General features: G+C 68.9%; 30 protein-coding genes. 2 read left to right on the top strand and 28 right to left on the bottom strand.

Annotated features, from left to right (window positions below):
• The first annotated feature begins 58 nt into the window (after positions 1–58).
• The gene (locus tag AC5L30_RS23525) at positions 59–604 is read left to right on the top strand and encodes a hypothetical protein (RefSeq protein ID WP_494869817.1); all 546 of its coding nucleotides are present in this window, start codon (positions 59–61) and stop codon (positions 602–604) included.
• Between the two features lie 179 nt (positions 605–783).
• Here AC5L30_RS23525 and AC5L30_RS23520 read toward each other — a convergent pair whose 3' ends face one another.
• The 3 genes from AC5L30_RS23520 to AC5L30_RS23510 are packed head-to-tail and all read right to left on the bottom strand — an operon-like array spanning position 784 to position 4,108.
• On the bottom strand, positions 784–1,746 hold the full coding sequence (locus AC5L30_RS23520; protein ID WP_181548755.1) for an aldo/keto reductase: 963 nt from the start codon (positions 1,744–1,746) through the stop codon (positions 784–786).
• Between the two features lie 36 nt (positions 1,747–1,782).
• Entirely contained in the window at positions 1,783–3,462 is a 1,680-nt protein-coding gene (locus AC5L30_RS23515) for an ABC-F family ATP-binding cassette domain-containing protein (RefSeq protein WP_494869816.1), read from the bottom strand.
• A 40-nt stretch (positions 3,463–3,502) separates the two neighbouring features.
• Positions 3,503–4,108, bottom strand: a complete 606-nt coding sequence (locus tag AC5L30_RS23510; protein ID WP_494869815.1) for a class I SAM-dependent methyltransferase — start codon at positions 4,106–4,108, stop codon at positions 3,503–3,505.
• 102 nt (positions 4,109–4,210) lie between these two features.
• On the opposite strand from AC5L30_RS23510, the gene AC5L30_RS23505 reads away from it, so the two are divergent.
• Positions 4,211–5,347, top strand: coding sequence for a hypothetical protein (locus AC5L30_RS23505; RefSeq protein WP_494869814.1), 1,137 nt, complete (start codon positions 4,211–4,213; stop codon positions 5,345–5,347).
• Between the two features lie 12 nt (positions 5,348–5,359).
• Here AC5L30_RS23505 and truA read toward each other — a convergent pair whose 3' ends face one another.
• The 25 genes from truA to rplP all read right to left on the bottom strand — a co-directional run bounded on the left by truA (position 5,360) and on the right by rplP (position 19,584).
• A complete protein-coding gene (gene truA / locus AC5L30_RS23500) occupies positions 5,360–6,190 on the bottom strand; it encodes a tRNA pseudouridine(38-40) synthase TruA (protein ID WP_494869813.1) in 831 nt (276 codons plus the stop codon).
• A 68-nt stretch (positions 6,191–6,258) separates the two neighbouring features.
• Positions 6,259–6,816 (bottom strand): 50S ribosomal protein L17, encoded by a 558-nt coding sequence (gene rplQ, locus AC5L30_RS23495; protein ID WP_494869812.1) that lies wholly within the window; start codon positions 6,814–6,816, stop codon positions 6,259–6,261.
• Between the two features lie 34 nt (positions 6,817–6,850).
• Positions 6,851–7,873 (bottom strand): DNA-directed RNA polymerase subunit alpha, encoded by a 1,023-nt coding sequence (locus tag AC5L30_RS23490; RefSeq protein ID WP_007465227.1) that lies wholly within the window; start codon positions 7,871–7,873, stop codon positions 6,851–6,853.
• 98 nt (positions 7,874–7,971) lie between these two features.
• Positions 7,972–8,598, bottom strand: coding sequence for a 30S ribosomal protein S4 (gene rpsD, locus AC5L30_RS23485; protein ID WP_030489600.1), 627 nt, complete (start codon positions 8,596–8,598; stop codon positions 7,972–7,974).
• Between the two features lie 13 nt (positions 8,599–8,611).
• On the bottom strand, positions 8,612–9,019 hold the full coding sequence (gene rpsK / locus AC5L30_RS23480; RefSeq protein WP_030329919.1) for a 30S ribosomal protein S11: 408 nt from the start codon (positions 9,017–9,019) through the stop codon (positions 8,612–8,614).
• Between the two features lie 87 nt (positions 9,020–9,106).
• Positions 9,107–9,487: a 30S ribosomal protein S13 gene (gene rpsM / locus AC5L30_RS23475; RefSeq protein WP_030329917.1), complete on the bottom strand. Its 381-nt coding sequence runs from the start codon at positions 9,485–9,487 to the stop codon at positions 9,107–9,109.
• Positions 9,488–9,753: 266 nt separating this feature from the next.
• The gene (gene rpmJ / locus AC5L30_RS23470; RefSeq protein WP_043965539.1) at positions 9,754–9,867 is read right to left on the bottom strand and encodes a 50S ribosomal protein L36; all 114 of its coding nucleotides are present in this window, start codon (positions 9,865–9,867) and stop codon (positions 9,754–9,756) included.
• Positions 9,868–9,958: 91 nt separating this feature from the next.
• The gene (gene infA / locus AC5L30_RS23465) at positions 9,959–10,180 is read right to left on the bottom strand and encodes a translation initiation factor IF-1 (protein ID WP_007073013.1); all 222 of its coding nucleotides are present in this window, start codon (positions 10,178–10,180) and stop codon (positions 9,959–9,961) included.
• Between the two features lie 356 nt (positions 10,181–10,536).
• Positions 10,537–11,076 carry a DUF1707 SHOCT-like domain-containing protein gene (locus AC5L30_RS23460; RefSeq protein ID WP_494869811.1) on the bottom strand — a complete coding sequence of 180 codons (540 nt, stop codon included), beginning with the start codon at positions 11,074–11,076 and terminating at the stop codon, positions 10,537–10,539.
• A 143-nt stretch (positions 11,077–11,219) separates the two neighbouring features.
• On the bottom strand, positions 11,220–12,071 hold the full coding sequence (gene map, locus AC5L30_RS23455; RefSeq protein WP_091402377.1) for a type I methionyl aminopeptidase: 852 nt from the start codon (positions 12,069–12,071) through the stop codon (positions 11,220–11,222).
• An 87-nt stretch (positions 12,072–12,158) separates the two neighbouring features.
• Positions 12,159–12,812 (bottom strand): adenylate kinase, encoded by a 654-nt coding sequence (locus AC5L30_RS23450; protein WP_088950228.1) that lies wholly within the window; start codon positions 12,810–12,812, stop codon positions 12,159–12,161.
• Positions 12,813–14,141, bottom strand: coding sequence for a preprotein translocase subunit SecY (secY, locus tag AC5L30_RS23445; RefSeq protein WP_112676865.1), 1,329 nt, complete (start codon positions 14,139–14,141; stop codon positions 12,813–12,815).
• 232 nt (positions 14,142–14,373) lie between these two features.
• The gene (rplO, locus tag AC5L30_RS23440) at positions 14,374–14,817 is read right to left on the bottom strand and encodes a 50S ribosomal protein L15 (RefSeq protein ID WP_030329906.1); all 444 of its coding nucleotides are present in this window, start codon (positions 14,815–14,817) and stop codon (positions 14,374–14,376) included.
• On the bottom strand, positions 14,817–14,999 hold the full coding sequence (gene rpmD / locus AC5L30_RS23435) for a 50S ribosomal protein L30 (RefSeq protein WP_007465262.1): 183 nt from the start codon (positions 14,997–14,999) through the stop codon (positions 14,817–14,819). The genes rplO and rpmD overlap by 1 nt, the downstream gene beginning before the upstream one ends.
• A complete protein-coding gene (gene rpsE, locus AC5L30_RS23430; RefSeq protein WP_074314587.1) occupies positions 14,999–15,613 on the bottom strand; it encodes a 30S ribosomal protein S5 in 615 nt (204 codons plus the stop codon). Before rpsE ends, rpmD begins: the two co-directional genes overlap by 1 nt.
• Before the next feature lie 33 nt (positions 15,614–15,646).
• Positions 15,647–16,036, bottom strand: a complete 390-nt coding sequence (rplR, locus tag AC5L30_RS23425) for a 50S ribosomal protein L18 (protein WP_091402381.1) — start codon at positions 16,034–16,036, stop codon at positions 15,647–15,649.
• Positions 16,033–16,575, bottom strand: a complete 543-nt coding sequence (gene rplF / locus AC5L30_RS23420) for a 50S ribosomal protein L6 (RefSeq protein WP_124860508.1) — start codon at positions 16,573–16,575, stop codon at positions 16,033–16,035. Before rplF ends, rplR begins: the two co-directional genes overlap by 4 nt.
• 16 nt (positions 16,576–16,591) lie before the next feature.
• Entirely contained in the window at positions 16,592–16,999 is a 408-nt protein-coding gene (rpsH, locus tag AC5L30_RS23415) for a 30S ribosomal protein S8 (protein WP_007465270.1), read from the bottom strand.
• 116 nt (positions 17,000–17,115) lie between these two features.
• On the bottom strand, positions 17,116–17,301 hold the full coding sequence (locus AC5L30_RS23410; protein WP_007465272.1) for a type Z 30S ribosomal protein S14: 186 nt from the start codon (positions 17,299–17,301) through the stop codon (positions 17,116–17,118).
• A gap of 1 nt (position 17,302) precedes the next feature.
• Entirely contained in the window at positions 17,303–17,869 is a 567-nt protein-coding gene (gene rplE, locus AC5L30_RS23405; protein ID WP_354944330.1) for a 50S ribosomal protein L5, read from the bottom strand.
• The gene (gene rplX, locus AC5L30_RS23400; protein WP_179781030.1) at positions 17,869–18,189 is read right to left on the bottom strand and encodes a 50S ribosomal protein L24; all 321 of its coding nucleotides are present in this window, start codon (positions 18,187–18,189) and stop codon (positions 17,869–17,871) included. Before rplX ends, rplE begins: the two co-directional genes overlap by 1 nt.
• Entirely contained in the window at positions 18,186–18,554 is a 369-nt protein-coding gene (rplN, locus tag AC5L30_RS23395; protein WP_015619002.1) for a 50S ribosomal protein L14, read from the bottom strand. Before rplN ends, rplX begins: the two co-directional genes overlap by 4 nt.
• A gap of 93 nt (positions 18,555–18,647) precedes the next feature.
• Complete coding sequence (gene rpsQ / locus AC5L30_RS23390) at positions 18,648–18,926, bottom strand: 30S ribosomal protein S17 (protein ID WP_494869810.1); 279 nt, start codon at positions 18,924–18,926, stop codon at positions 18,648–18,650.
• Positions 18,923–19,159 carry a 50S ribosomal protein L29 gene (rpmC, locus tag AC5L30_RS23385; RefSeq protein WP_007465283.1) on the bottom strand — a complete coding sequence of 79 codons (237 nt, stop codon included), beginning with the start codon at positions 19,157–19,159 and terminating at the stop codon, positions 18,923–18,925. The genes rpsQ and rpmC overlap by 4 nt, the downstream gene beginning before the upstream one ends.
• Positions 19,159–19,584, bottom strand: a complete 426-nt coding sequence (gene rplP, locus AC5L30_RS23380; RefSeq protein WP_053653940.1) for a 50S ribosomal protein L16 — start codon at positions 19,582–19,584, stop codon at positions 19,159–19,161. Before rplP ends, rpmC begins: the two co-directional genes overlap by 1 nt.
• Between the last annotated feature and the right edge of the window lie 2 nt (positions 19,585–19,586).

Below are 19,586 nucleotides of genomic sequence, written 5' to 3'. Positions count from 1 at the left end.
CTCCCCGACGCTGCGGCGTCGGGGAGGGGCCTCCCTCATCGGTAGGGAGGAGATGTCCGTGACGGGTATCCGCAAGGTGTTGGCCGCCGTGTTCGTCGGACTGGCCCTGACCCTGTCCGCCGCCGCCCCGGCGGCGGCTCAGGCCACCCAGGCCGCCCAGGCCGACAAGCTCACACTCACGGTGGCCGGCGACGGGGCCGAGGGCGTCACCATCCAGGCCACCCACACCGACGGCCGCCGGCTGGAGCAGGTGGTGCGGCTGGTCCTCACCGCCACCGGCCCGGACGGCCAGCGGATCGGACCGGTGCAGCTGGAGCCGCAGCCTGAGGGGCACGGCTTCTACAGCAGCGGCCCGGTGCTCTCTGCCGGCACGTGGAAGGTGACCGTGAAGTCCCCCGCTCCGCTGCAGAGCGAGGCCACCGCCACGGTGCAGGCCAAGCCCCAGGCGCAGGCACCGAGGCAATCGTCCTCGACCTCACCGACGGCCAACCGTGCCAGTGGGGAGGGGCTCACCTGGTGGTGGCCGGTCGGGGCGGCCGGTCTCGTGCTCGTCGCGGCGGCGATGGGGGTGGCCATGCTGTTCGGCCGCCGCCGCACCACCTGATTGACCGGCGCTTCCGCACAGTGACAACGACCGGGCCGGGCCGCGACGAGCGGCCCGGCCCGGTGTCGTTCAGCTGGTGATCGACTCGGCATCCTTGAAGTCGGGGCTTCCCGGACCGCAGGTCACCGCGACTTCAAGGAACGCGAGTGGATCACGGCGCGGCGGGGCGCCCGCCGCCCTCAGAGGACGGCGCGCAACGCCGCCAGATCCTCGTCGCTGGGCTCCCAGGTGCCGGCGGCGGCGTTGGCACGCACCTGCTCGGGTGTGGTGGCACCGGCGATCACCGAGGTCACCGCCGGCTGGGCGGCCAGCCCGCCGATCGCCACCTGGAGCATCGTCAGACCCCGCTCGGCCGCGTACGCCTCGATCGCCTCGATGGTGTCCCAGTCGGCCGCGGCGAGCCGCTCCGCGTACCGGCCGCCACCGGAGAGCCGGCTGCCGGCCGGCGGCTGAGCCTCGCGCTTGTACTTGCCGGTGAGCAGACCGTTGGCGAGTGGGAAGAACGGCAGCATGCCAAGGCCGAACCGCTCACACGCCGGGATCACCTCGGCCTCCACCGAGCGCTCCACCAGGCTGTAGTGGTTCTGCGCGCTGATGAAGCGGGACCGGCCGTTGGACGAGGCGACCCAGTCCGCGTCGGCGATCTGCCAGCCGGCGAAGTTGGAGTTACCCAGGTAGCGCACCTTCCCGTCGCGGACCAGGTCGTCCAGGGCGGCGAGGGTCTCGTCGATCGGGGTGCCCGGGTCGGGCTCGTGCATCTGGTACAGGTCGATGTGGTCGGTGCCGAGCCGGCGCAGCGACGCCTCCACCGCCCGGGCGATGTAGCGCCGCGCACCCCGCGCGCCGTAGTCCGGCCCGTTGAGGCCATTCATGTCCATCCCGAACTTGGTGGCCACCACCACGTCGTCCCGGCGACCCTTGAGCGCCTGCCCCAGCAGCTCCTCGGAGCTGCCCTGCGGCTCGCCGTAGATGTCGGCGGTGTCGAAGAGGGTGATCCCGGCGTCCAGGGCGGCATCCACCACCGCTCGGGTGCCGTCGAGGTCGAGCTTGCGGCCGAAGTTGTTGCAGCCGATGCCGACCACGGACACCACGAGCCCGGAGTCGCCCAGCCGGCGATAGGTCATCTCTGTCACGAGATCCACCCTATGCCGGCCGGACGCACCGTCGCCGGGGACCGCTCACCCGACGTCCCAGATCGGTTCCGGGGTCTCCACCACCTCGCTGTCGCCTCGGAACAGCACGAACCGGTCGAAGGAGCGGGTGAACCAACGGTCGTGGGTGACCGCGATCACCGTCCCCTCGAAGGCGTTCAGGCCCGCTTCGAGGGCTTCCGCGCTGGCCAGGTCGAGGTTGTCGGTCGGCTCGTCGAGCAGCAGCAGGGTCGCTCCGGACAGCTCCAGCAACAGCACCAGGAACCGGGCCTGCTGCCCGCCGGAGAGCGTGCCGAAGCGCTGGTCACCCTGCGCGGCCAGCTCGTAGCGACTGAGCACCCCCATCGCCGCGTGTCGGTCCATCCCGGTGCGGTGCTCGTCACCCCGCCAGAGGATCTCGACGAGCGTCTTCGACATCAGCTCCGGCCGGTCGTGGGTCTGGGAGAAGTGCCCGGGTCGGACCCGGGCACCGAGGCGGGCCGTGCCGTCGTGCGCCACCGGGGCGAGCGCGCCCGCGCCGTCGACCGGCCCGTTCGCCGGGTCCGGGTCGGTGCCGCCACGGGCCAGCAGCCGCAGGAAGTGCGACTTGCCGGTGCCGTTGGCACCGAGCACCGCCACCCGGTCGCCGTACCAGATCTCCAGGTCGAAGGGGAAGGTCAGGCCGTCGAGCTCCAGCTGCTCGCAGACGACCGCGCGCTTGCCGGTCCGCCCGCCGCTGAGCCGCATCCGGATGTCCTGGTCCTTCGGGGGTACGGGCGGCGGCCCGGCCTCCTCGAACTTGCGCAACCGGGTCTGCGCGGCCTGGTAGCGCGAGGCCAACCCGTCGTTGTACGCGGCCTTCTGCTTGTACATCAGCATCAGCTCGCGCAGCTTCTGGTGCTCCTCGTCCCAGCGCCGGCGCAGCTCGTCGAGGCGGGCGTGCCGAGCCACCCGAGCCTCGTGCCAACTGGCGAAGCCGCCCGGGTGCACCCAGGCGCTACCGCCCTCGACGGCGACCACCCGGTCGGCGCTCTGGGCCAGCAGCTCACGGTCGTGCGAGACGTAGAGCACCGACTTCGTCGACTCGGCCAGTCGCGCCTCCAGCCAGCGTTTGCCGGGCACGTCGAGGAAGTTGTCCGGCTCGTCGAGCAGCAGCACCTCGTCCGGGCCGCGCAGCAGCAACTCCAGGGCGAAGCGCTTCTGCTGGCCGCCGGAGAGGGTACGCACCGGCCGGTCCCGTACGGCGTCCCAGGGCTGGCCGAGCACGATGGTCGCGACGGTGTCGAAGAGCACCTCGGCGTCGTACCCGCCGGCCTCGCCCCAGGCGCCGAGCGCATCGGCGTACGCCAGCTGGGCCTTGCCCGCGGCGTTGCTGAACTTGCCGTGGGCCTCGGCCGCCCGCATGGCCGCCTCGGTCTCGCCGAGCCGCCGACCGGCGTCGCGCAGCGTCGGCGGGGCCAGTGACAACGCCAGGTCGGCGAGGGTCGACTCGTCGCCGATCATGCCGATGAACTGGCGCATCACGCCCAGCCCGCCGGCCCGTGCGACGACGCCGCTGCGCACCGGCAGGTCGCCGGCGACCATCCTCAGCAGCGTCGTCTTTCCCGCGCCGTTCGGCCCGACCAGGGCGACCTTACTGCCCTCACCGACCCGGAACGACACGTCGGCGAAGAGTTCCCGACCGTCGGGCAGGATGTGCCCGACCGCTGCCACGTCCACGTATCCCACGCCGGGATCCTGCCCCAGTGAGGGTCGGGGGTACATCCAATTACCGGGTGACGCGCAGCACCCGGAAGCCCTTTTGACTGGCGTGCCGCTCGACCTGCCAGCTCTGCTCGGTGAGCCAGTGTTGCAGCGAGTCGCCGCCGAGGTGCCGGGCGACGACCAACCAGCCGACGCCGTCCGGGGCGAGTCGGGGCAGCCAGCGCAGCAGCAGGTCGTGCAGCCCTTCCTTGCCGATCCGGATGGGTGGGTTCGACCAGAGCTGGGCGAAGCGGACGTCATCCGGGACGTCGTCCGGCGCGCTGACGCGGACCCGGTCGGCGGCACCGATCCGGGCCGCGTTGGCGGCGGTCAACTCGCGGGCCCGCGCGTTGACGTCGACGGCCCAGATGGTGCTCGTGGGCGCGAGGTCGGCCAGTACGCAGCTGATCGGCCCGAAACCGCAGCCGAGGTCGAGCAGATCGCCGGTGGTGTCGGTGGCGGGCAGCTCGGCCTTGCGCAGGAGCACCGCGGTGCCCGGGTCGAGCCGACTGGCGGAGAAGACTCCGCCGGCCGAGGCGAGCCGGTAGTCGCGGTCGGCGACGGAGAACTCGACCTCGCGCGCCGGAGCGTCGCTGGTGGGCTGAGCGGTGAAGTAGTGGTCGCCGGTCACTCGGCAATTCTCGCACCGGTCCGGGGCGGACCTGACACGACCCACATGCACATTTCCTCGAAATTACCCCCTAAAGGGACAATGACTCCTACTCTGGGCGACATGGTGTATCGGTACCAGTCCGATGAGGACGCTTTCGAGGAGTACCCGGAGCCCGGGTCCGATCTGTCGGTGCTCGGCGCCGGTCCGCCCCCGCCGGCCGGGCCCTCTCCGTCGCGCTTCCCCACGCCGTCGCTGCCCCGGCCGAACCAGCTCTCGCTGCCCTCGTCGCAGCCCGTGCCGACCCGTGGCGATGTGCCGCAGCACGTGCCGACCCGTGGCGATGTGCCGCAGCACGTGCCGACCCGTGGCGATGTGCCGCAGTCACTGCCGACTCGTGCCGACATCCCGCCCGCCCCGCCTCGCAGCCAGATCTACACCTCGGCGACGCCGGTGGAGCCGCCCGCCCGGCGCGGCGGCGGTCGACTGTGGCAGGTACTGATCGGCGGCGCGGCCGTTCTGGTGCTGCTCGCCCTCTGCGGTCTCGGTGCCGCCGCGCTGCTCATGGACCGCAACGAGCAGCCGCAGAGCAATCCGACGTACCAGCCGAACGCCGCCCCGACGTCCGCCGCGGCGGAACGGCTGACCCTCGACTCCCGGGACACCGACCAGGCCCCGCTCACCGCCAAGGAGCTCTTCCCCGGCAAGGAACTGAAGCTCACCGACGGCCAGCCGAGCTACCAGGTGCTCAAGACGCAGTCCAGCGGCAGTTGCGCCGTCGCCGCCACCGACGAGGTCGCCGACCTGCTGGTCCGGCTCGGTTGCAACCAGATCGTCCGGGCCACGCTGGGTACGCCCGACGGCGACCACCTGGTCACCGCCGGCCTGTTCAACCTCACCGACAAGGTCAGCGCGGAACGAGCCCGAGACCGGCTCCGGCAACTTCTCGACGAGCGGCAGGGCCGTTTCCGGGGCCTCACCGCCGACGACGGCGACGGCACCGATGTCCTGGCCAGCGCTCCGGCACGGGTCGGCTGGCAGGTCCGTGGTCACTACCTGGCGTACGCCCTGGTGGTCCGCAAGGACGGAGCGGCGATCAAGGCGGGTGATGCCAAGGTCCGCGAGATCCTCTTCGACATGATCGAGCTGCACCTCAGCCGGGGCGTGCTGCAGAGCCGGGCGGACGGTGGCACCGCCGCACAGCCGACAGCGGGCCCGACCGGTAGCAACGCGAACCAGGACGGCCTGCCGGGCGACTGACCCTGCGGGCGGTCAACCCTCGATCGGGACCCGCAACCGGCGGGTGAGAGTGGCGCGCTGGGCGTACTCGGCCGGATCGGCCGGGTAACCGACGGCGACCAGGGTCAGCCCGCGCGCCGGGGCCACGGTCACCTCGCTGGACCGCTCCCGCTGAGTGAGCAGAGTGCCCGGCCACTCGACCGGGCGGCGGCCGTCCCCGGCCACCAGCATGGCCCCCACCAGGCTGCGCACCATGGCCTGGCAGAACGCGTCCGCCTGCACGGTGGCGACCAGGATGCCGTCCGGGTCGCGACGCCAGTCCAGCCGGGTCACCTCGCGCAGCGTGGTCGCGTGCTCCTTGCGCCGGCAGTACGCGGCGAAGTCGTGCTCCCCCACCAGCCCGGTCGCGGCGGCGTTCAGCGCGGCCAGGTCCAACGGCTTCGGCCAGGCCAGCACCTCGTGCCGGCGCAGCGGCTCCGCACCGAACGGCGCATCGGTGACCCGGTACTCGTAGCGTCGGAAGGTGGCCGAGAACCGGGCGTCGAAATCGGCCGGCACCTCGGTCATCGCCCGTACCCGCACGTCGGTGGGGAGCAGCCGGGCCAGCCGACGCAGCAGCCGTCCCTCGTGCTGTCGCCACACCTCCACCGGCAGGTCCAGGTGGCACACCTGCCCCGTGGCGTGCACCCCCGCGTCGGTCCGTCCGGCCACCGTCAGTCCGGTGGCCGTACCGACGCCGAGGACCAGGTCGAGGGTCTCGACGAGCACCCCCGCGACGGTGCGCCGGGTCGGCTGGGCTGCCCAGCCGGAAAAGTCGGTGCCGTCGTACGAGACGTCCAGCCGCAGCCGGATCCGCTCGTCCACCTCGTACCTCCTGTTACGGGTCGGGCCCGACACCCCGATGGGGTGCCGGGCCCGACAATGCCCTTTGATCAGGCCTTGTTCTCGGTGGCCTCGTCGCTGTCCTCGCGGGCGGCGTCGGTGTCACCGGACGCCGACACCGGCGCCTCGGAGTCCTGGTCGGCCGGAGCCGACTGCGGGGCATCCTCGGCCGGGGCGAGCGCCTCGACCTTGTCCTGCTGCGCGGCCTTGCGGGCGGCGGTCTTCTTGTTCGCCTTCGGCTCGGCGACCTGAAGCTCTTCCACCAGCTCGATGATCGCCATCGGCGCGTTGTCACCCTTGCGCGGACCGGTCTTCACGATCCGGGTGTAACCGCCGGGGCGGTTGGAGTACCGGGGCGCGATCTGGTCGAACAGGGCGTAGACGACGTCCTTGTCCTTGACGACACCCAGCACCCGCCGCCGCGAGGCGAGGTCACCGCGCTTGGCCTTGGTGATGAGCTGCTCGGCCAGCGGGCGCAGCCGCCGGGCCTTCGTCTCGGTGGTCTGGATCTTGCCGTGCTGGAACAGCGCGGTCGCCAGGTTGGCGAGCATCAGCCGCTCGTGCGAGGGGCTGCCGCCGAGGCGGGGGCCCTTGGTGGGCGTGGGCATTTTTGGTGCTCCTCAGTTGTGGCGGCAGCGCGGACTAGAGCTGCTCGGTCTCGCGGTAGTCGTCGGTGTCGTAGTCGGCCTCGCCGAAGGTGTCCACGACGTGCGCCGGGTCGAAGTTCGGAGCCGAGTCCTTCAGCCCGAGACCCATCCCGGCGAGCTTCATCTTGACCTCGTCGATCGACTTCTGACCGAAGTTGCGAATGTCGAGGAGGTCGGCCTCGGTACGCCCGATGAGCTCACCAACGGAGTTGATGCCCTCGCGCTTGAGGCAGTTGTAGGAGCGGACGGTGAGGTCCAGCTCCTCGATCGGCAGAGCGAGGTCCGCCGCCAGCTGGGCGTCCTGCGGGGACGGCCCGATGTCGATGCCCTCGGCGGTCTCGTCCAGCTCCCGGGCGAGCCCGAACAGCTCCACCAGCGTCGAACCGGCGGAGGCCAGCGCGGTACGCGGACCCATCGACGGCTTGGTCTCGACGTCGATGATCAGCCGGTCGAAGTCGGTGCGCTGCTCGACACGGGTCGCCTCGACGCGGTAGGTCACCTTCAGCACCGGCGAGTAGATCGAGTCGACCGGGATCCGGCCGATCTCCGCGCCGGACTGCTTGTTCTGCGCCGCCGTCACGTAGCCCCGGCCCCGCTCGACGGTCAGCTCCATGTCGAGCCGGCCCTTGCCGTTCAGGGTGGCGAGCTTGAGATCCGGGTTGTGCACCGAGACGCCGGCCGGCGGCTGGATGTCGCCCGCGGTCACGTCGCCCGGGCCCTGCTTACGCAGGTACATGCTGACCGGCTCGTCGTGCTCGGAGCTGACGCACAGCTCCTTGATGTTCATGACGAGCTCGACCACGTCCTCCTTGACACCGGGGATCGTGGTGAACTCGTGCAGCACACCGTCGATCTTGATCGAGGTGACGGCCGCGCCCGGGATCGACGACAGCAGCGTGCGCCGCAGCGAGTTACCCAGGGTGTAGCCGAAGCCCGGCTCCAGCGGCTCGATGGCGAACCGCGACCGGGTCTCGTTGATCGACTCCTCGGAGAGGGAGGGTCGCTGGCTGATGAGCATCTTTTCTCTTCTCTTCCGGGGCGCCCGCTATTTGACGCCCACGACACAAACCGTTCCGGTGGCCCGCCCCGAAGGGCGGACCACCGAACGAGCTCGGACTACTTGGAGTAGAGCTCGACGATCAACTGCTCCTGGACCTGCGTGTCGATGACCTGCCGGGCCGGGAGGGAGTGCACGAGCACCTTCATCTGGCTCGGGATGGCCTCAAGCCACGCCGGAACCGTCTTCGAGCCGGCCTGAGCCTGCGCGACGATGAACGGGGTGAGCTCCTTGCTCTTGCCCCGAACCTCGATGATGTCGTGCTCCTTGACGCGGTACGACGGGATGTCGACCTTCTTGCCGTTCACCGTGAAGTGACCGTGCTTGACCAGCTGGCGGGCCATGTCCCGCGAGTGGGCGTAGCCGGCCCGGTAAACGACGTTGTCCAGCCGCGACTCGAGGATCTGCAGGAGGACCTCACCGGTCTTGGCCTGCTTGCCAACGGCTTCCTCGTAGTAACCGCGGAACTGCTTCTCCAGCACGCCGTAAACCCGGCGGGCCTTCTGCTTCTCACGGAGCTGGAGCAGGTACTCCGTCTCCTTGGTGCGGCCGCGGCCGTGCTGCCCGGGCGGGAACGGCCGGGACTCGAACGGGCACTTCGGACCATCGCACTTGCTGCCCTTGAGGAACAGCTTCATCTTCTCCCGCCGGCAACGGCGGCAGTCTGCACCGGTGTAACGAGCCATCTCTCTCTACCTCTCAGACCCGGCGACGCTTCGGCGGACGGCATCCGTTGTGCGGCTGCGGGGTGACGTCGGCGATCTGCCCGACCTCGAGGCCCACGGCCTGCAGCGAACGGATGGCGGTTTCCCGGCCGGAGCCGGGGCCCTTGACGAACACGTCGACCTTGCGCATGCCGTGCTCCATGGCGCGACGCGCGGCAGCCTCGGCGGCCAGCTGCGCGGCGAACGGAGTCGACTTGCGGGAGCCCTTGAAGCCGACCTGGCCGGCGGAGGCCCAGGAGATGACCGCACCGGTCGGGTCCGTGATGGACACGATGGTGTTGTTGAACGTGCTCTTGATGTGCGCCTGCCCGTGGGCGACGTTCTTGCGTTCCTTGCGCCGGACCTTCTTTACAGCGGCTCCGGCACGAGCCTTCGGTGGCATAAGTCTGTGCGCTCCTAGTTGACTTTCCGGATTGGGTTGCGGCCTGACCCACCTCAGCGGCGGCCGACCCCGTCATCCGGTTAAGAACTACTTCTTGCCGGGCTTCTTCTTGCCGGCGACGGTCCGCTTCGGGCCCTTGCGGGTCCGGGCGTTGGTCTTGGTCCGCTGGCCACGCACGGGCAGGCCCCGGCGGTGCCGGATGCCGGCGTAGCAGCCGATCTCGACCTTGCGGCGGATGTCAGCGGCGACCTCGCGGCGCAGGTCGCCTTCAACCTTGTAGTTGCCCTCGATGTGGTCGCGGAGCTGCACGAGCTCCTCGTCCGTGAGGTCCCGAGCGCGCTTGTCCGGCGAGATGCCGGTGGCGGCGAGTGTCTCCAGGGCGCGGGTGCGACCGACCCCGAAGATGTAGGTGAGCGCGATCTCCAACCGCTTTTCGCGGGGGAGATCCACGCCGACTAGACGTGCCATGTGCGGGCGTACTCCTCGTGATGTGTGGCGGAGGTGTGGACCCGTCCCACCCCGCTACCGGCCGTCCCGTCTTTCCGACGCGGTGAGCGCCGGCGACCGGGATCGGTCGCTGCCCGAGCGGGCCCCGGCCTCCGACCGGGGGTCAGCCACGCAGAGGTACGTCTGGCGTACCGCTCGCGGCTGGGACGAGCATGTGTGATGTGTGTGTCGCTGGGGATCTGCCTGGACCAACGCCACCCGGCCGTGCTCCGGCCGGACGGGCTGAGTCAGCCCTGGCGCTGCTTGTGGCGCGGGTCGCTGCAGATGACCATGACCCGGCCGTGCCGGCGGATAACCCGGCACTTGTTGCAGATCCTCTTGACGCTCGGCTTGACCTTCACGGTTGCCTTACTTCCCATCTGGCCCGGGGACGCGCTCTGCGCGACACCGGACGTCGAAGACGGACACGGGACTTCCCGGCCGTCGTCAGGACTACTTGTAGCGGTAGACGATGCGCCCGCGGGTCAGGTCGTACGGCGAAAGTTCGACGACGACCCGGTCCTCCGGAAGGATGCGGATGTAGTGCTGCCGCATCTTGCCGCTGATGTGAGCCAACACCTTGTGGCCGTTCGCGAGCTCCACCCGGAACATGGCGTTCGGCAGGGGCTCGATGACCCGACCCTCGATCTCAATGGCTCCGTCTTTTTTCGGCATGTCCTCCGCTGTCCTGACGTCGATTGCTCCGGGCGGCCCACAACGTCTTACACGGAAATCTGATCAAAATCAGAAGACCGCGCCAGCCGCGGCTCCAGCTCCCACCGAAGCGCAGGGTGGGCATGCCGGAGTGGACGCTGTGCGCCGATCTGAAAGTGTACGCCCGCCCGCGGCCCGCCGCCAAACCGACCACCCCCACCCCCTCCAGCGCCTCCATTCCACCCCGCCGCAGCACCGTTGATCATGAAGTTATTGTCACGACACGCCGAGGGCGGCGGCAATAACTTCATGATCGACTGCGGGGTGGGCCGGGGGGTGGGGCCGGGTGTGGGGCCGGGCGGGTGGGTGGGGTGGGGTTAGGGGGTTGGTGGGGGGTTGCCTGATTCGGCAGCGCGCTTGGCCTGCTTGCGCTCTCGGCGGCGTTGGCGCTTGACGGCCTGACGCTGGGGCTCTCCCCCGGCCAGCCCGGTGACCGTGCGGACCATCAACACCGCGCCCCACGGCCCCGCCACCCAGGCCGGCCAGAAGTAGAGCAGATCCTGGCTGAGCAGCGACGTCACCGCCCAGATGGTCACCACGATGGCGATCACCCACAGGTACGGGAACCACACCTCGGCCAACCAGCGGGCCGTGACGCCCCTGGTAGGGGCCTTACCGAGCAGGCTCACCGTCGGCCCGGCGGCCGGCGCCAGGCCCGACCGCTGCGCCGGCGTCACCGGCGGCAGGTCGGTGAGCAGGGCCTCAAGGTCGGCGTACGTGCGTGCCGCGTAGGCCCGCTGCAACCGCTCGTCGTACTCGTGCAGATCGAGTCGGCCCTCGTCGAGGGCGACCCGCAACCGGTCGGCCACCGCCGCACGGTCCGAGTCCGCGGCTCGCATCCCGTCGCGCCCGTCCATGCCGGCAAGCATGCCACCGTCGCGCCAGTCCGACCGACCCCCGACCTCGGTCGATCATGAAGTTATCGTCGGCCGCACCGGCGTGTCAGGGCAATAACTTCATGATCAACCGGTGGGGTGCGGGCCGGGGGTGGGGGTGGGGGTCAGGGGGTTTTGGTGGCTGCGGGTTGGCGGGCGGTCACCAGGTCGCCCAGGCGGGCCCGGCCTCCGTCGAACGCGGTGAGCACCCAGACGCCGTCCGGCAACAGCGCCATCGAGTGCTCGACGTGCGCGGCCACCGAGCCGTCCCGGGTGACGACCGTCCACCCGTCGGCCAACTCCGCCGTACGCGGGGACGCCATGGTGATCATCGGTTCGATGGCCAGCGCCATTCCGGGGACCAGCCGCGGGCCCTTGCCCGGCCGACCGTGGTTGAGCACGTGCGGGTCCTGGTGCATCTCGGTGCCGATGCCGTGCCCGCCGTAGCCGTCGACGATGCCGTACCGGCCGCCCTTGCGGACAGCGGTCTCCACCGCGTGCGAGATGTCGGTGAGGCGGCCCTTGCCGCTGGCCGCGCCACGGGCGGCGGCGGCGATGCCGGCCCACATCGCGTCCTCGGCGACCTCGGCCATCTTCAGCAGCGCCGGGTCGACGTCGCCGACCCCGACCGTGATCGCGGAGTCGCCGTGCCAACCGTCCAGCACCGCCCCGCAGTCGATCGAGATCAGGTCACCCGCCTGGAGCACCTGCTTCGGCGACGGGATGGCGTGCACGATCTGCTCGTTGACCGAGGAGCAGATCGAGGCCGGAAAACCGTGGTAGCCCTTGAACGACGGAACGCCCCCCGCTTCGCGGATGGTCGCCTCCGCGATGGCGTCCAGATCGGCGGTGCTCACGCCGGGGGCAACAGCTTCCCGCATCCGGCGCAGCGCCTCGGCCACCACCAGCCCGGCGGCCCGCATCTTCTCGATCTGGTCAGGGGTCTTCAGCTGGATGTCCAGCTGGGGACGACGCATGGAGCGGTTACCTTTCGTTGCCGAACAGCGGGGCACATAACGCGTACCCCGCTGTTCGCACTCTATCCGCCGTGGCCCGGCCGGACCTCAGCCGCCGTACGACCGCAACGCGTCGATGGCCCGGGTGGTGACGTCCTCCACCGGGCCGGTGGCGTCGATCCCGACCAGCTTGCCCTGAGCGCCGTAGTAGTCGACCAGGGGTGCGGTCTTCTCGCTGTACTCACGAAGCCGGGTGGCGATCGTCTCCGGCTTGTCGTCGTCGCGCTGGAACAGCTCGGCGCCGCACCGGTCACAGATGCCGGGCCGGGTGGTGGCGTCGAACTCGACGTGCCAGATCTTGCCGCAGCCCCGGCAGGTACGCCGACCGGAGAGCCGCCGGATCACCTCGTCGTCGTCGACGACCAGCTCCAGGACCAGATCCAGGGCGGTACCCAGATCGGCGAGGAGCTTGTCCAGAGCGGCCGCCTGCGGAGTCGTCCGCGGGAAGCCGTCGAGCAGGAAACCCTCGCTGGCGTCGGGCTCGGCCAGCCGGTCCCGGACCATGTTGATGGTGACCTCGTCCGGGACCAGCTCGCCCGCGTCCATGTACCGCTTCGCCTCGACACCGAGCGGGGTGCCCTGGGTGACGTTCGACCGGAAGATGTCTCCGGTCGAAATCTTCGGCACCGAGAGGTGCGCGGCGATGAACTCGGCCTGTGTGCCCTTGCCCGCGCCCGGCGGGCCAACCAGAACGAGTCTCATCTACCGCAGGAACCCTTCGTAGTTCCGCTGCATGAGTTGGCTCTCGATCTGCTTCACGGTCTCCAGACCGACGCCGACCATGATGAGCACAGCGGTGCCGCCGAACGGGAAGTTCTGGTACTGCTGGTTGTCCAGCCAGATGAAGAAGAAGTTCGGCAGGATCGAGATGACGCCGAGGTAGAGCGCGCCCGGCAGGGTGATCCGGCTGAGGATGAAGTCGAGGTAGTCGGCGGTCGGCTTGCCCGGGCGGATACCCGGCACGAACCCGCCGTACTTCTTCATGTTGTCCGCGACCTCGGTCGGGTTGAACGTGATCGAGACGTAGAAGTACGTGAAGAAGATGATCAGCAGGAAGTAGACCGCGATGTAGATCGGGCTGCTCGGGTTGACCAGGTTGTTCTGGATCCACGACTGGGTCTTGCCCGGGTCGGTCTGGTCGAAGAACTGCAGCGCCAGCTGCGGCAGGTAGAGCAGCGACGAGCCGAAGATGACCGGGATCACACCCGCCTGGTTGACCTTGAGCGGGATGTAGGTCGAGGTGCCGCCGTACATCCGCCGGCCGATCATCCGCTTGGCGTACTGCACCGGGATCCGGCGCTGCGCCTGCTCGATGAAGGTGACCGCAGTGATGACCACCAGGACCAGCGCGATGACCAGGGCGAACATGTCCCAGCCCTTGCTGGTCTTGATCTGCCAGCCCTCGCTGGGCAGCCGCGCCGCGATCGAGGTGAAGATCAGGACGGACATGCCGTTGCCAACGCCGCGGTCGGTGATCAGCTCACCGAGCCACATGACCATGCCGGTGCCGGCGGTCATCGTCATCACCAGGATGGTCAGGGTCAACCAGTCCGGGATGCCGGTGCCGGTGGGGATGATCGGGAACTGGTCGCACTTGTTCTGGAACAGCTGGCCCGAGCGGGCCAGAGCCACGAACGCCGAGGCCTGCAGCACACCGAGACCGAGGGTCAGGTAGCGGGTGTACTGGGTGATCTTCGCCTGACCGGCCTGGCCCTCCTTGCGGAGCTGCTCCAGGCGGGGGATCACGACGGTCAGCAGCTGCAGGATGATCGACGCGGTGATGTAGGGCATGATGCCCAGCGCGAAGACCGAGAGCTGTAGCAGCGCTCCGCCGGAGAAGAGGTTGAGCAGGTTCACCACCCCGGTGGTGTCACCCTGGATGGTGTCGAGGCACTTCTGCACGTTGCCGTACGAGACGCCCGGGCTGGGGAGCGTTGCACCCAGCCGGTAGACCGCGATGATGCCTACTGTGAACAGCAGCTTCTTGCGCAGGTCAGGCGTACGGAACGCACTGAGAAAGGCGGACAGCAACTTCTTCCTCCTGCGCGAGGCGGGCCGCCGGTGATCCCTGGCGGGTCGGGGTGGATCACGGGCGAGTGCCCGCAATCCATGGCTGGGATGGGACTCTAACAGCCTCACCCCGGTCCGGGCAGATGCGCCCGACTACATAAATCGATTCCGATGTTACCGGGCGCTCAAGCCCCAGGCAGACCATGGCGCCCGCCAGTTGCTCTCAACTGGACGGGCGCCATGGTCGTACGCCTTACAGCTCGGTGACGGAGCCACCGGCGGCAGCGATCTTCTCCTTGGCCGACGCACTGAACGCGTGCGCAGACACCTGGAGCGCCACACCGCCGAGATCCCCGGTGCCGAGGACCTTGACCGGGTGACCCTTGCGGACCGCGCCGGACTCAACCAGCTCCAGCGGGCCGACCTGACCACCATTCGGGAACAGCTCAGCGAGTCGGTCCAGGTTGACCACCTGGAAGACCACCTTGAACTTGTTCTTGAAGCCCTTCATCTTCGGCAGGCGCATGTGGATGGGCATCTGCCCACCCTCGAACGCCGCCGAGATGTTCTTGCGGGCCTTGGAACCCTTGGTACCGCGACCAGCGGTCTTGCCCTTGGAACCCTCACCGCGACCCACACGGGTCTTCGCGGTCTTGGAACCGGGCGCCGGGCGCAGGTGATGCACCTTGATCGTCATTACTCGACCTCCTCGACCTTCACGAGGTGGCTCACAGTGAAGATCATGCCGCGGATCTCGGGCCGGTCCTCCTTGACCACCACGTCGTTGATCCGCTTGAGACCGAGCGAACGCAGCGACTCACGCTGGTTGTGCTTGGTCCCGATACCGGACCGGAGCTGGGTGACCTTCAGGCGTGCCATCAGTGCGCCACCCCCGCACGCGACGCCAGCATGGCGGCCGGCGCGACGTCCTCCACCGGCAGACCACGACGCGCCGCGACCTGCTCGGGGGACTCAAGCCCCTTCAGGGCCGCCACGGTGGCGTGCACGATGTTGATCGGGTTCGACGAACCGAGGCTCTTGGAGAGCACGTCGTGGATCCCAGCGCACTCCAGCACGGCACGCACCGGTCCACCGGCGATGACACCCGTACCGGCCGAGGCCGGCTTGAGCAGCACCACACCAGCGGCGTCCTCACCCGTCACCGGGTGCGGGATCGACTGACCGATCCGCGGGACCTTGAAGAAGTGCTTCTTGGCCTCCTCGACACCCTTGGCGATGGCCGCGGGCACCTCCTTGGCCTTTCCGTAGCCCACGCCGACCGTGCCGTCGCCGTCGCCCACGATCACCAGGGCGGTGAAGCTGAAGCGACGACCACCCTTCACGACCTTGGCGACGCGGTTGATCGCGACGACCCGCTCAAGGTGCGGGGTCTTCTCGACGGGCGCGTTTCCGCGGCCGCCCTCACGGCGGTTGTCGCGGCGACCACCCTCGTTGCCACCGGACCCGCCGCCACGGCGCTGTTGACCTGGCATCAGCAGCCTTCCTTCTCTCTCGTGACGGGGTTGTTAGAACTCGAGCCCGGCTTCGCGGGCGGCGTCGGCAAGCGCGGCGACTCGCCCCGCGTACCGGTTGCCGCCGCGGTCGAAGACGACCTTGGAGACGCCGGCGGCCTTGGCCCGCTCGGCGAGCAGCGCGCCCACCTTGCCGGCCAGGGCGCTCTTGTCGCCCTCCGCACCGCGCAGCGAGGCGTCCAGGGTCGACGCCGACGCCAGGGTGTGACCCTTGGTGTCGTCGACGACCTGGGCGACCATGTGCCGCAGCGAGCGGGTGACGACCAGGCGCGGACGCTCGGCCGTACCGCTGACGTTCTTGCGGACGCGGAAGTGTCGACGCGCACGCCCAACGGCGCGCTTGGCGGCGACACCGCGGCGGCGCTTGAGCAGCGTGGCGCTCACTTCTTACCTGCCTTTCCAGCCTTGCGGCGGATGACCTCGCCCTGGTACTTGACGCCCTTGCCCTTGTAGGGCTCCGGCGGGCGGATCTTCCGGATGTTGGCGGCGACCTCACCGACCTGCTGCTTGTCGATGCCAGCCACGTGGAACAGAGTCGGCCGCTCCACCGTGAAGGTGATGCCCGCCGGGGCGGGGACGACCACCGGGTGCGAGAACCCGAGCGCGAACTCGAGGTCCGAACCCTTGGCGGTGACCCGGTAACCGGTGCCGGCGATCTCCAGGCTCTTGCGGTAGCCCTCGGTGACCCCGACGATCATGTTGGCAACCAGCGTACGGCTCAGGCCGTGGAGTTCCTTGGCCTTGCGCTCGTCGTTCGGCCGGTTGACGCTCAGCTGCCCATCCTCGGCCCGCTCGATCGTGATCGGCTCGGCGAGGGTGTGCTGGAGCTGGCCCTTGGGGCCTTTGACCTTGACGGTCTGCCCGTCGATCGTGATGTCGACGCCGGCTGGTACCGGGATCGACTTACGTCCAATTCGCGACATTTCTACCTGTCTCCCGTTACCAGACGAAGGCGAGGACTTCCCCGCCAACACTCCGCTTGCGGGCCTGCCGGTCGGTCAGCAGCCCCTGGGACGTCGAAATGATCGCCACGCCCAGCCCACCGAGCACCCGTGGGAGCCCGTCCGACTTGGCGTACACCCGGAGACCGGGCTTGGACACGCGCTTGATGCCGGCCAGGCTCCGCTCGCGGTTCTGGCCGTACTTCAGCTCGACGACCAGTCGCTTGCCGACGGCGCCCTCCTCGGGCTCCTCGACCGACCAGGTGGCGATGTAACCCTCGGCCTTCAGGACCTCGGCGATGTTCGCCTTGATCTTGGAGTAGGGCATCTTCACCTGATCGTGGTACGCCTGGTTGGCGTTACGCAGACGCGTGAGCATGTCTGCGATCGGGTCGGTCATCGTCATGGATTTCGTCAGCCTTTCTCGCCGGGGTTCCCGGGGCATCAGCCCCGGGCCTACGGCGAAGAGCAATACCTAATCGGTGCAGGAGTTCCCGGCCGACGGCCGGGACGCGGTCGCCCTTACCAGGAAGCCTTGGACACGCCCGGCAGCTCACCGCGGTGAGCCATCTCCCGGATGCAGACCCGGCAGAGCCCGAACTTGCGGTAGACCGCCTTCGGACGCCCGCACCGCTGGCAGCGGGTGTACGCGCGAACCGAGAACTTCGGCTTCGCGGCCGCCTTGATGATCAGCGCCTTCTTGGCCATCTCAGTTCTCCTTGAACGGGAAGCCCAGGAGCTTGAGCAGCGCCCGGCCCTCGTCGTCGGTCGTGGCGGTCGTGACCACCGTGATGTCCATGCCCCGCTGGCGATCGATCCGGTCCTGGTCGATCTCGTGGAACACCGACTGCTCGGTCAGACCGAACGTGTAGTTGCCGTGCCCGTCCAGCTTGCGCCCGTCCAGGCCGCGGAAGTCGCGGATACGCGGCAGCGAGATGGAGAGCAGCCGGTCCAGGAACTCCCACATCCGGTCGCCGCGAAGGGTGACCTTCGCGCCGATCGGCATGCCCTCGCGGAGCTTGAACTGCGCGATGGACTTGGTCGCCCGCCGCACCTGCGGCTTCTGGCCGGTGATCGTGGCGAGGTCGCGGACCGCACCGTCGATCAGCTTGGCGTCGCGAGCAGCCTCGCCGACACCCATGTTGACGACGATCTTGACCAGCCGCGGCACCTGCATGGGGTTGCCGTAGCTGTGCTGCTCACGCAGCTGGGCCACGATCTCGTTGCGGTACCGCTCCTTGAGTCGCGGCAGGGTCTTTTCGGTAGCCGTGGTCATCACAGGTCCTTACCGGTGCTACGCGCGATGCGGACCTTCTGGCCGTTGTCGTCGATCCGGTAACCGACGCGGGTCGGCTTGCCGTCGGAGTCCAGGACCTGCACGTTCGAGACGTGGATCGGGGCCTCCTGAGTGACGATGCCGCCGGTCTTGGCGCCACGCTGGGTGGTGCTGATGCGGGTGTGCTTCTTGACCCGGTTCACGCCCTCGACCAGGACCTTGTCCTGCCGCGGGTAGGCCGCAATGACCTTGCCCTTGGCACCCTTGTCCTTGCCGGCGATGATGACGACCGTGTCGCCCTTCTTGACCTTCACGGTCACAACACCTCCGGCGCGAGGGAAATAATCTTCATGAACCGCTTGTCCCGCAGCTCCCGGCCCACCGGGCCGAAGATGCGAGTTCCACGCGGATCCCCGCCGTCCTTGATGATGACGGCGGCGTTCTCGTCGAAGCGGATGTACGAGCCGTCCGGCCGACGCTTCTCCTTGGCGGTGCGAACGATGACCGCCTTGACGACATCGCCCTTCTTCACACCGGCACCCGGGATCGCGTCCTTGACCGTGGCCACGATGACGTCGCCGATGCTCGCGTAGCGCCGACCCGAGCCACCGAGAACCCGGATGCACAGGATCTCCCGAGCACCCGTGTTGTCGGCGACACGCAGTCGCGACTCCTGCTGAATCACGTCTATCTCCTATGTCTGCCGGTTCTCCGGCCGCCGTAGCGGCCGGAGCCTGGCGGAACCTACGCCCGACGCAACGCCGGGCTCGAGCCTTCGCTACTTGGCCTTTTCCAGGATCTCCACGATCCGCCAACGCTTGGTGGCGCTCAGCGGCCGGGTCTCCATGATGAGAACCCGGTCACCGGTGCCAGCGGCGTTCTGCTCGTCGTGCACCTTCAGCTTGCTCGTACGGCGCATGATCTTGCCGTACAGCGCGTGCCGAACCCGGTCCTCGACCTCGACCACGACGGTCTTGTCCATCTTGTCGCTGATCACCAGGCCCTCGCGGACCTTGCGGCGCGACCGCGCGGCGGCGGTGGCGGTCTCTTCGGTCATGATGCAGTCACCTCAGTCGGCGCGGCCGAGAGCCCCAGCTCGCGCTCACGCATGATCGTGTAGATCCGGGCGATCTCCCGACGGATGACCTGCAACCGCCGGTTGTTGTCCAGCTGCCCGGTTGCGGCCTGCACGCGGAGGTTGAACAGCTCCGCCTTGGCCTCCCGCAGCTTCGTGACCAGCTCCTCTTCGGAGAGCTCACGCAGCTCGGTCGCCTTAACGCCCGCTGCCATCAGGATTCACCCACTTCGCGCGTAACAATGCGGCACTTCATCGGGAGCTTGTGGATCGCGCGACGCATGGCCTCTCGCGCGGTCTGCTCGTTGGGGAAGGACATCTCGAAGAGAACCCGCCCCGGCTTGACGTTGGCGACCCACCACTCGGGCGAACCCTTACCGGAACCCATCCGGGTCTCGGCAGGCTTCTTGGTGAGGGCCTGGTCCGGGAAGATCGTGATCCAGACCTTGCCACCACGCTTGATGTGGCGAGTCATCGCGATACGTGCCGACTCGATCTGTCGGTTCGTCACGTACGCCGGCTCGAGAGCCTGGATCCCGAACTCGCCGAACACCACCCGGTTACCACCCTTGGACGCGCCACTGCGGTCCGGGTGGTGCGGCTTGCGGAAGCCCTTCGGGGGCTTGCGCGGCATCAGCATCT

The sequence above is a fragment of the Micromonospora sp. BQ32 genome (assembly GCF_059358895.1).
This window is presented reverse-complemented; position numbering and strand designations above follow the sequence as displayed.

Bases quoted from the DNA above. Each gene is read 5' to 3' on its own strand.
- AC5L30_RS23460 (WP_494869811.1), bottom strand. From the start codon at position 11,076: ATGGACGGGCGCGACGGGATGCGAGCCGCGGACTCGGACCGTGCGGCG.
- rplQ (WP_494869812.1), bottom strand. From the start codon at position 6,816: ATGCCCACGCCCACCAAGGGCCCCCGCCTCGGCGGCAGCCCCTCGCAC.
- AC5L30_RS23410 (WP_007465272.1), bottom strand. From the start codon at position 17,301: ATGGCCAAGAAGGCGCTGATCATCAAGGCGGCCGCGAAGCCGAAGTTC.
- infA (WP_007073013.1), bottom strand. From the start codon at position 10,180: ATGCCGAAAAAAGACGGAGCCATTGAGATCGAGGGTCGGGTCATCGAG.
- rpsQ (WP_494869810.1), bottom strand. From the start codon at position 18,926: ATGACCGAAGAGACCGCCACCGCCGCCGCGCGGTCGCGCCGCAAGGTC.
- rpsD (WP_030489600.1), bottom strand. From the start codon at position 8,598: ATGGCTCGTTACACCGGTGCAGACTGCCGCCGTTGCCGGCGGGAGAAG.
- rpsH (WP_007465270.1), bottom strand. From the start codon at position 16,999: ATGACGATGACCGACCCGATCGCAGACATGCTCACGCGTCTGCGTAAC.
- rplF (WP_124860508.1), bottom strand. From the start codon at position 16,575: ATGTCGCGAATTGGACGTAAGTCGATCCCGGTACCAGCCGGCGTCGAC.
- AC5L30_RS23490 (WP_007465227.1), bottom strand. From the start codon at position 7,873: ATGCTCATCAGCCAGCGACCCTCCCTCTCCGAGGAGTCGATCAACGAG.
- AC5L30_RS23450 (WP_088950228.1), bottom strand. From the start codon at position 12,812: ATGAGACTCGTTCTGGTTGGCCCGCCGGGCGCGGGCAAGGGCACACAG.
- rpmC (WP_007465283.1), bottom strand. From the start codon at position 19,159: ATGGCAGCGGGCGTTAAGGCGACCGAGCTGCGTGAGCTCTCCGAAGAG.
- rpsK (WP_030329919.1), bottom strand. From the start codon at position 9,019: ATGCCACCGAAGGCTCGTGCCGGAGCCGCTGTAAAGAAGGTCCGGCGC.
- rpmD (WP_007465262.1), bottom strand. From the start codon at position 14,999: ATGGCACGCCTGAAGGTCACCCAGCTCCGGTCCGGTATCGGGACCAAG.
- rpsE (WP_074314587.1), bottom strand. From the start codon at position 15,613: ATGCCAGGTCAACAGCGCCGTGGCGGCGGGTCCGGTGGCAACGAGGGT.
- rplO (WP_030329906.1), bottom strand. From the start codon at position 14,817: ATGACGATCAAGGTGCATCACCTGCGCCCGGCGCCCGGTTCCAAGACC.
- AC5L30_RS23505 (WP_494869814.1), top strand. From the start codon at position 4,211: ATGGTGTATCGGTACCAGTCCGATGAGGACGCTTTCGAGGAGTACCCG.
- map (WP_091402377.1), bottom strand. From the start codon at position 12,071: ATGCGTCGTCCCCAGCTGGACATCCAGCTGAAGACCCCTGACCAGATC.
- rplP (WP_053653940.1), bottom strand. From the start codon at position 19,584: ATGCTGATGCCGCGCAAGCCCCCGAAGGGCTTCCGCAAGCCGCACCAC.
- rplE (WP_354944330.1), bottom strand. From the start codon at position 17,869: ATGACCACGGCTACCGAAAAGACCCTGCCGCGACTCAAGGAGCGGTAC.
- rpsM (WP_030329917.1), bottom strand. From the start codon at position 9,487: ATGGCACGTCTAGTCGGCGTGGATCTCCCCCGCGAAAAGCGGTTGGAG.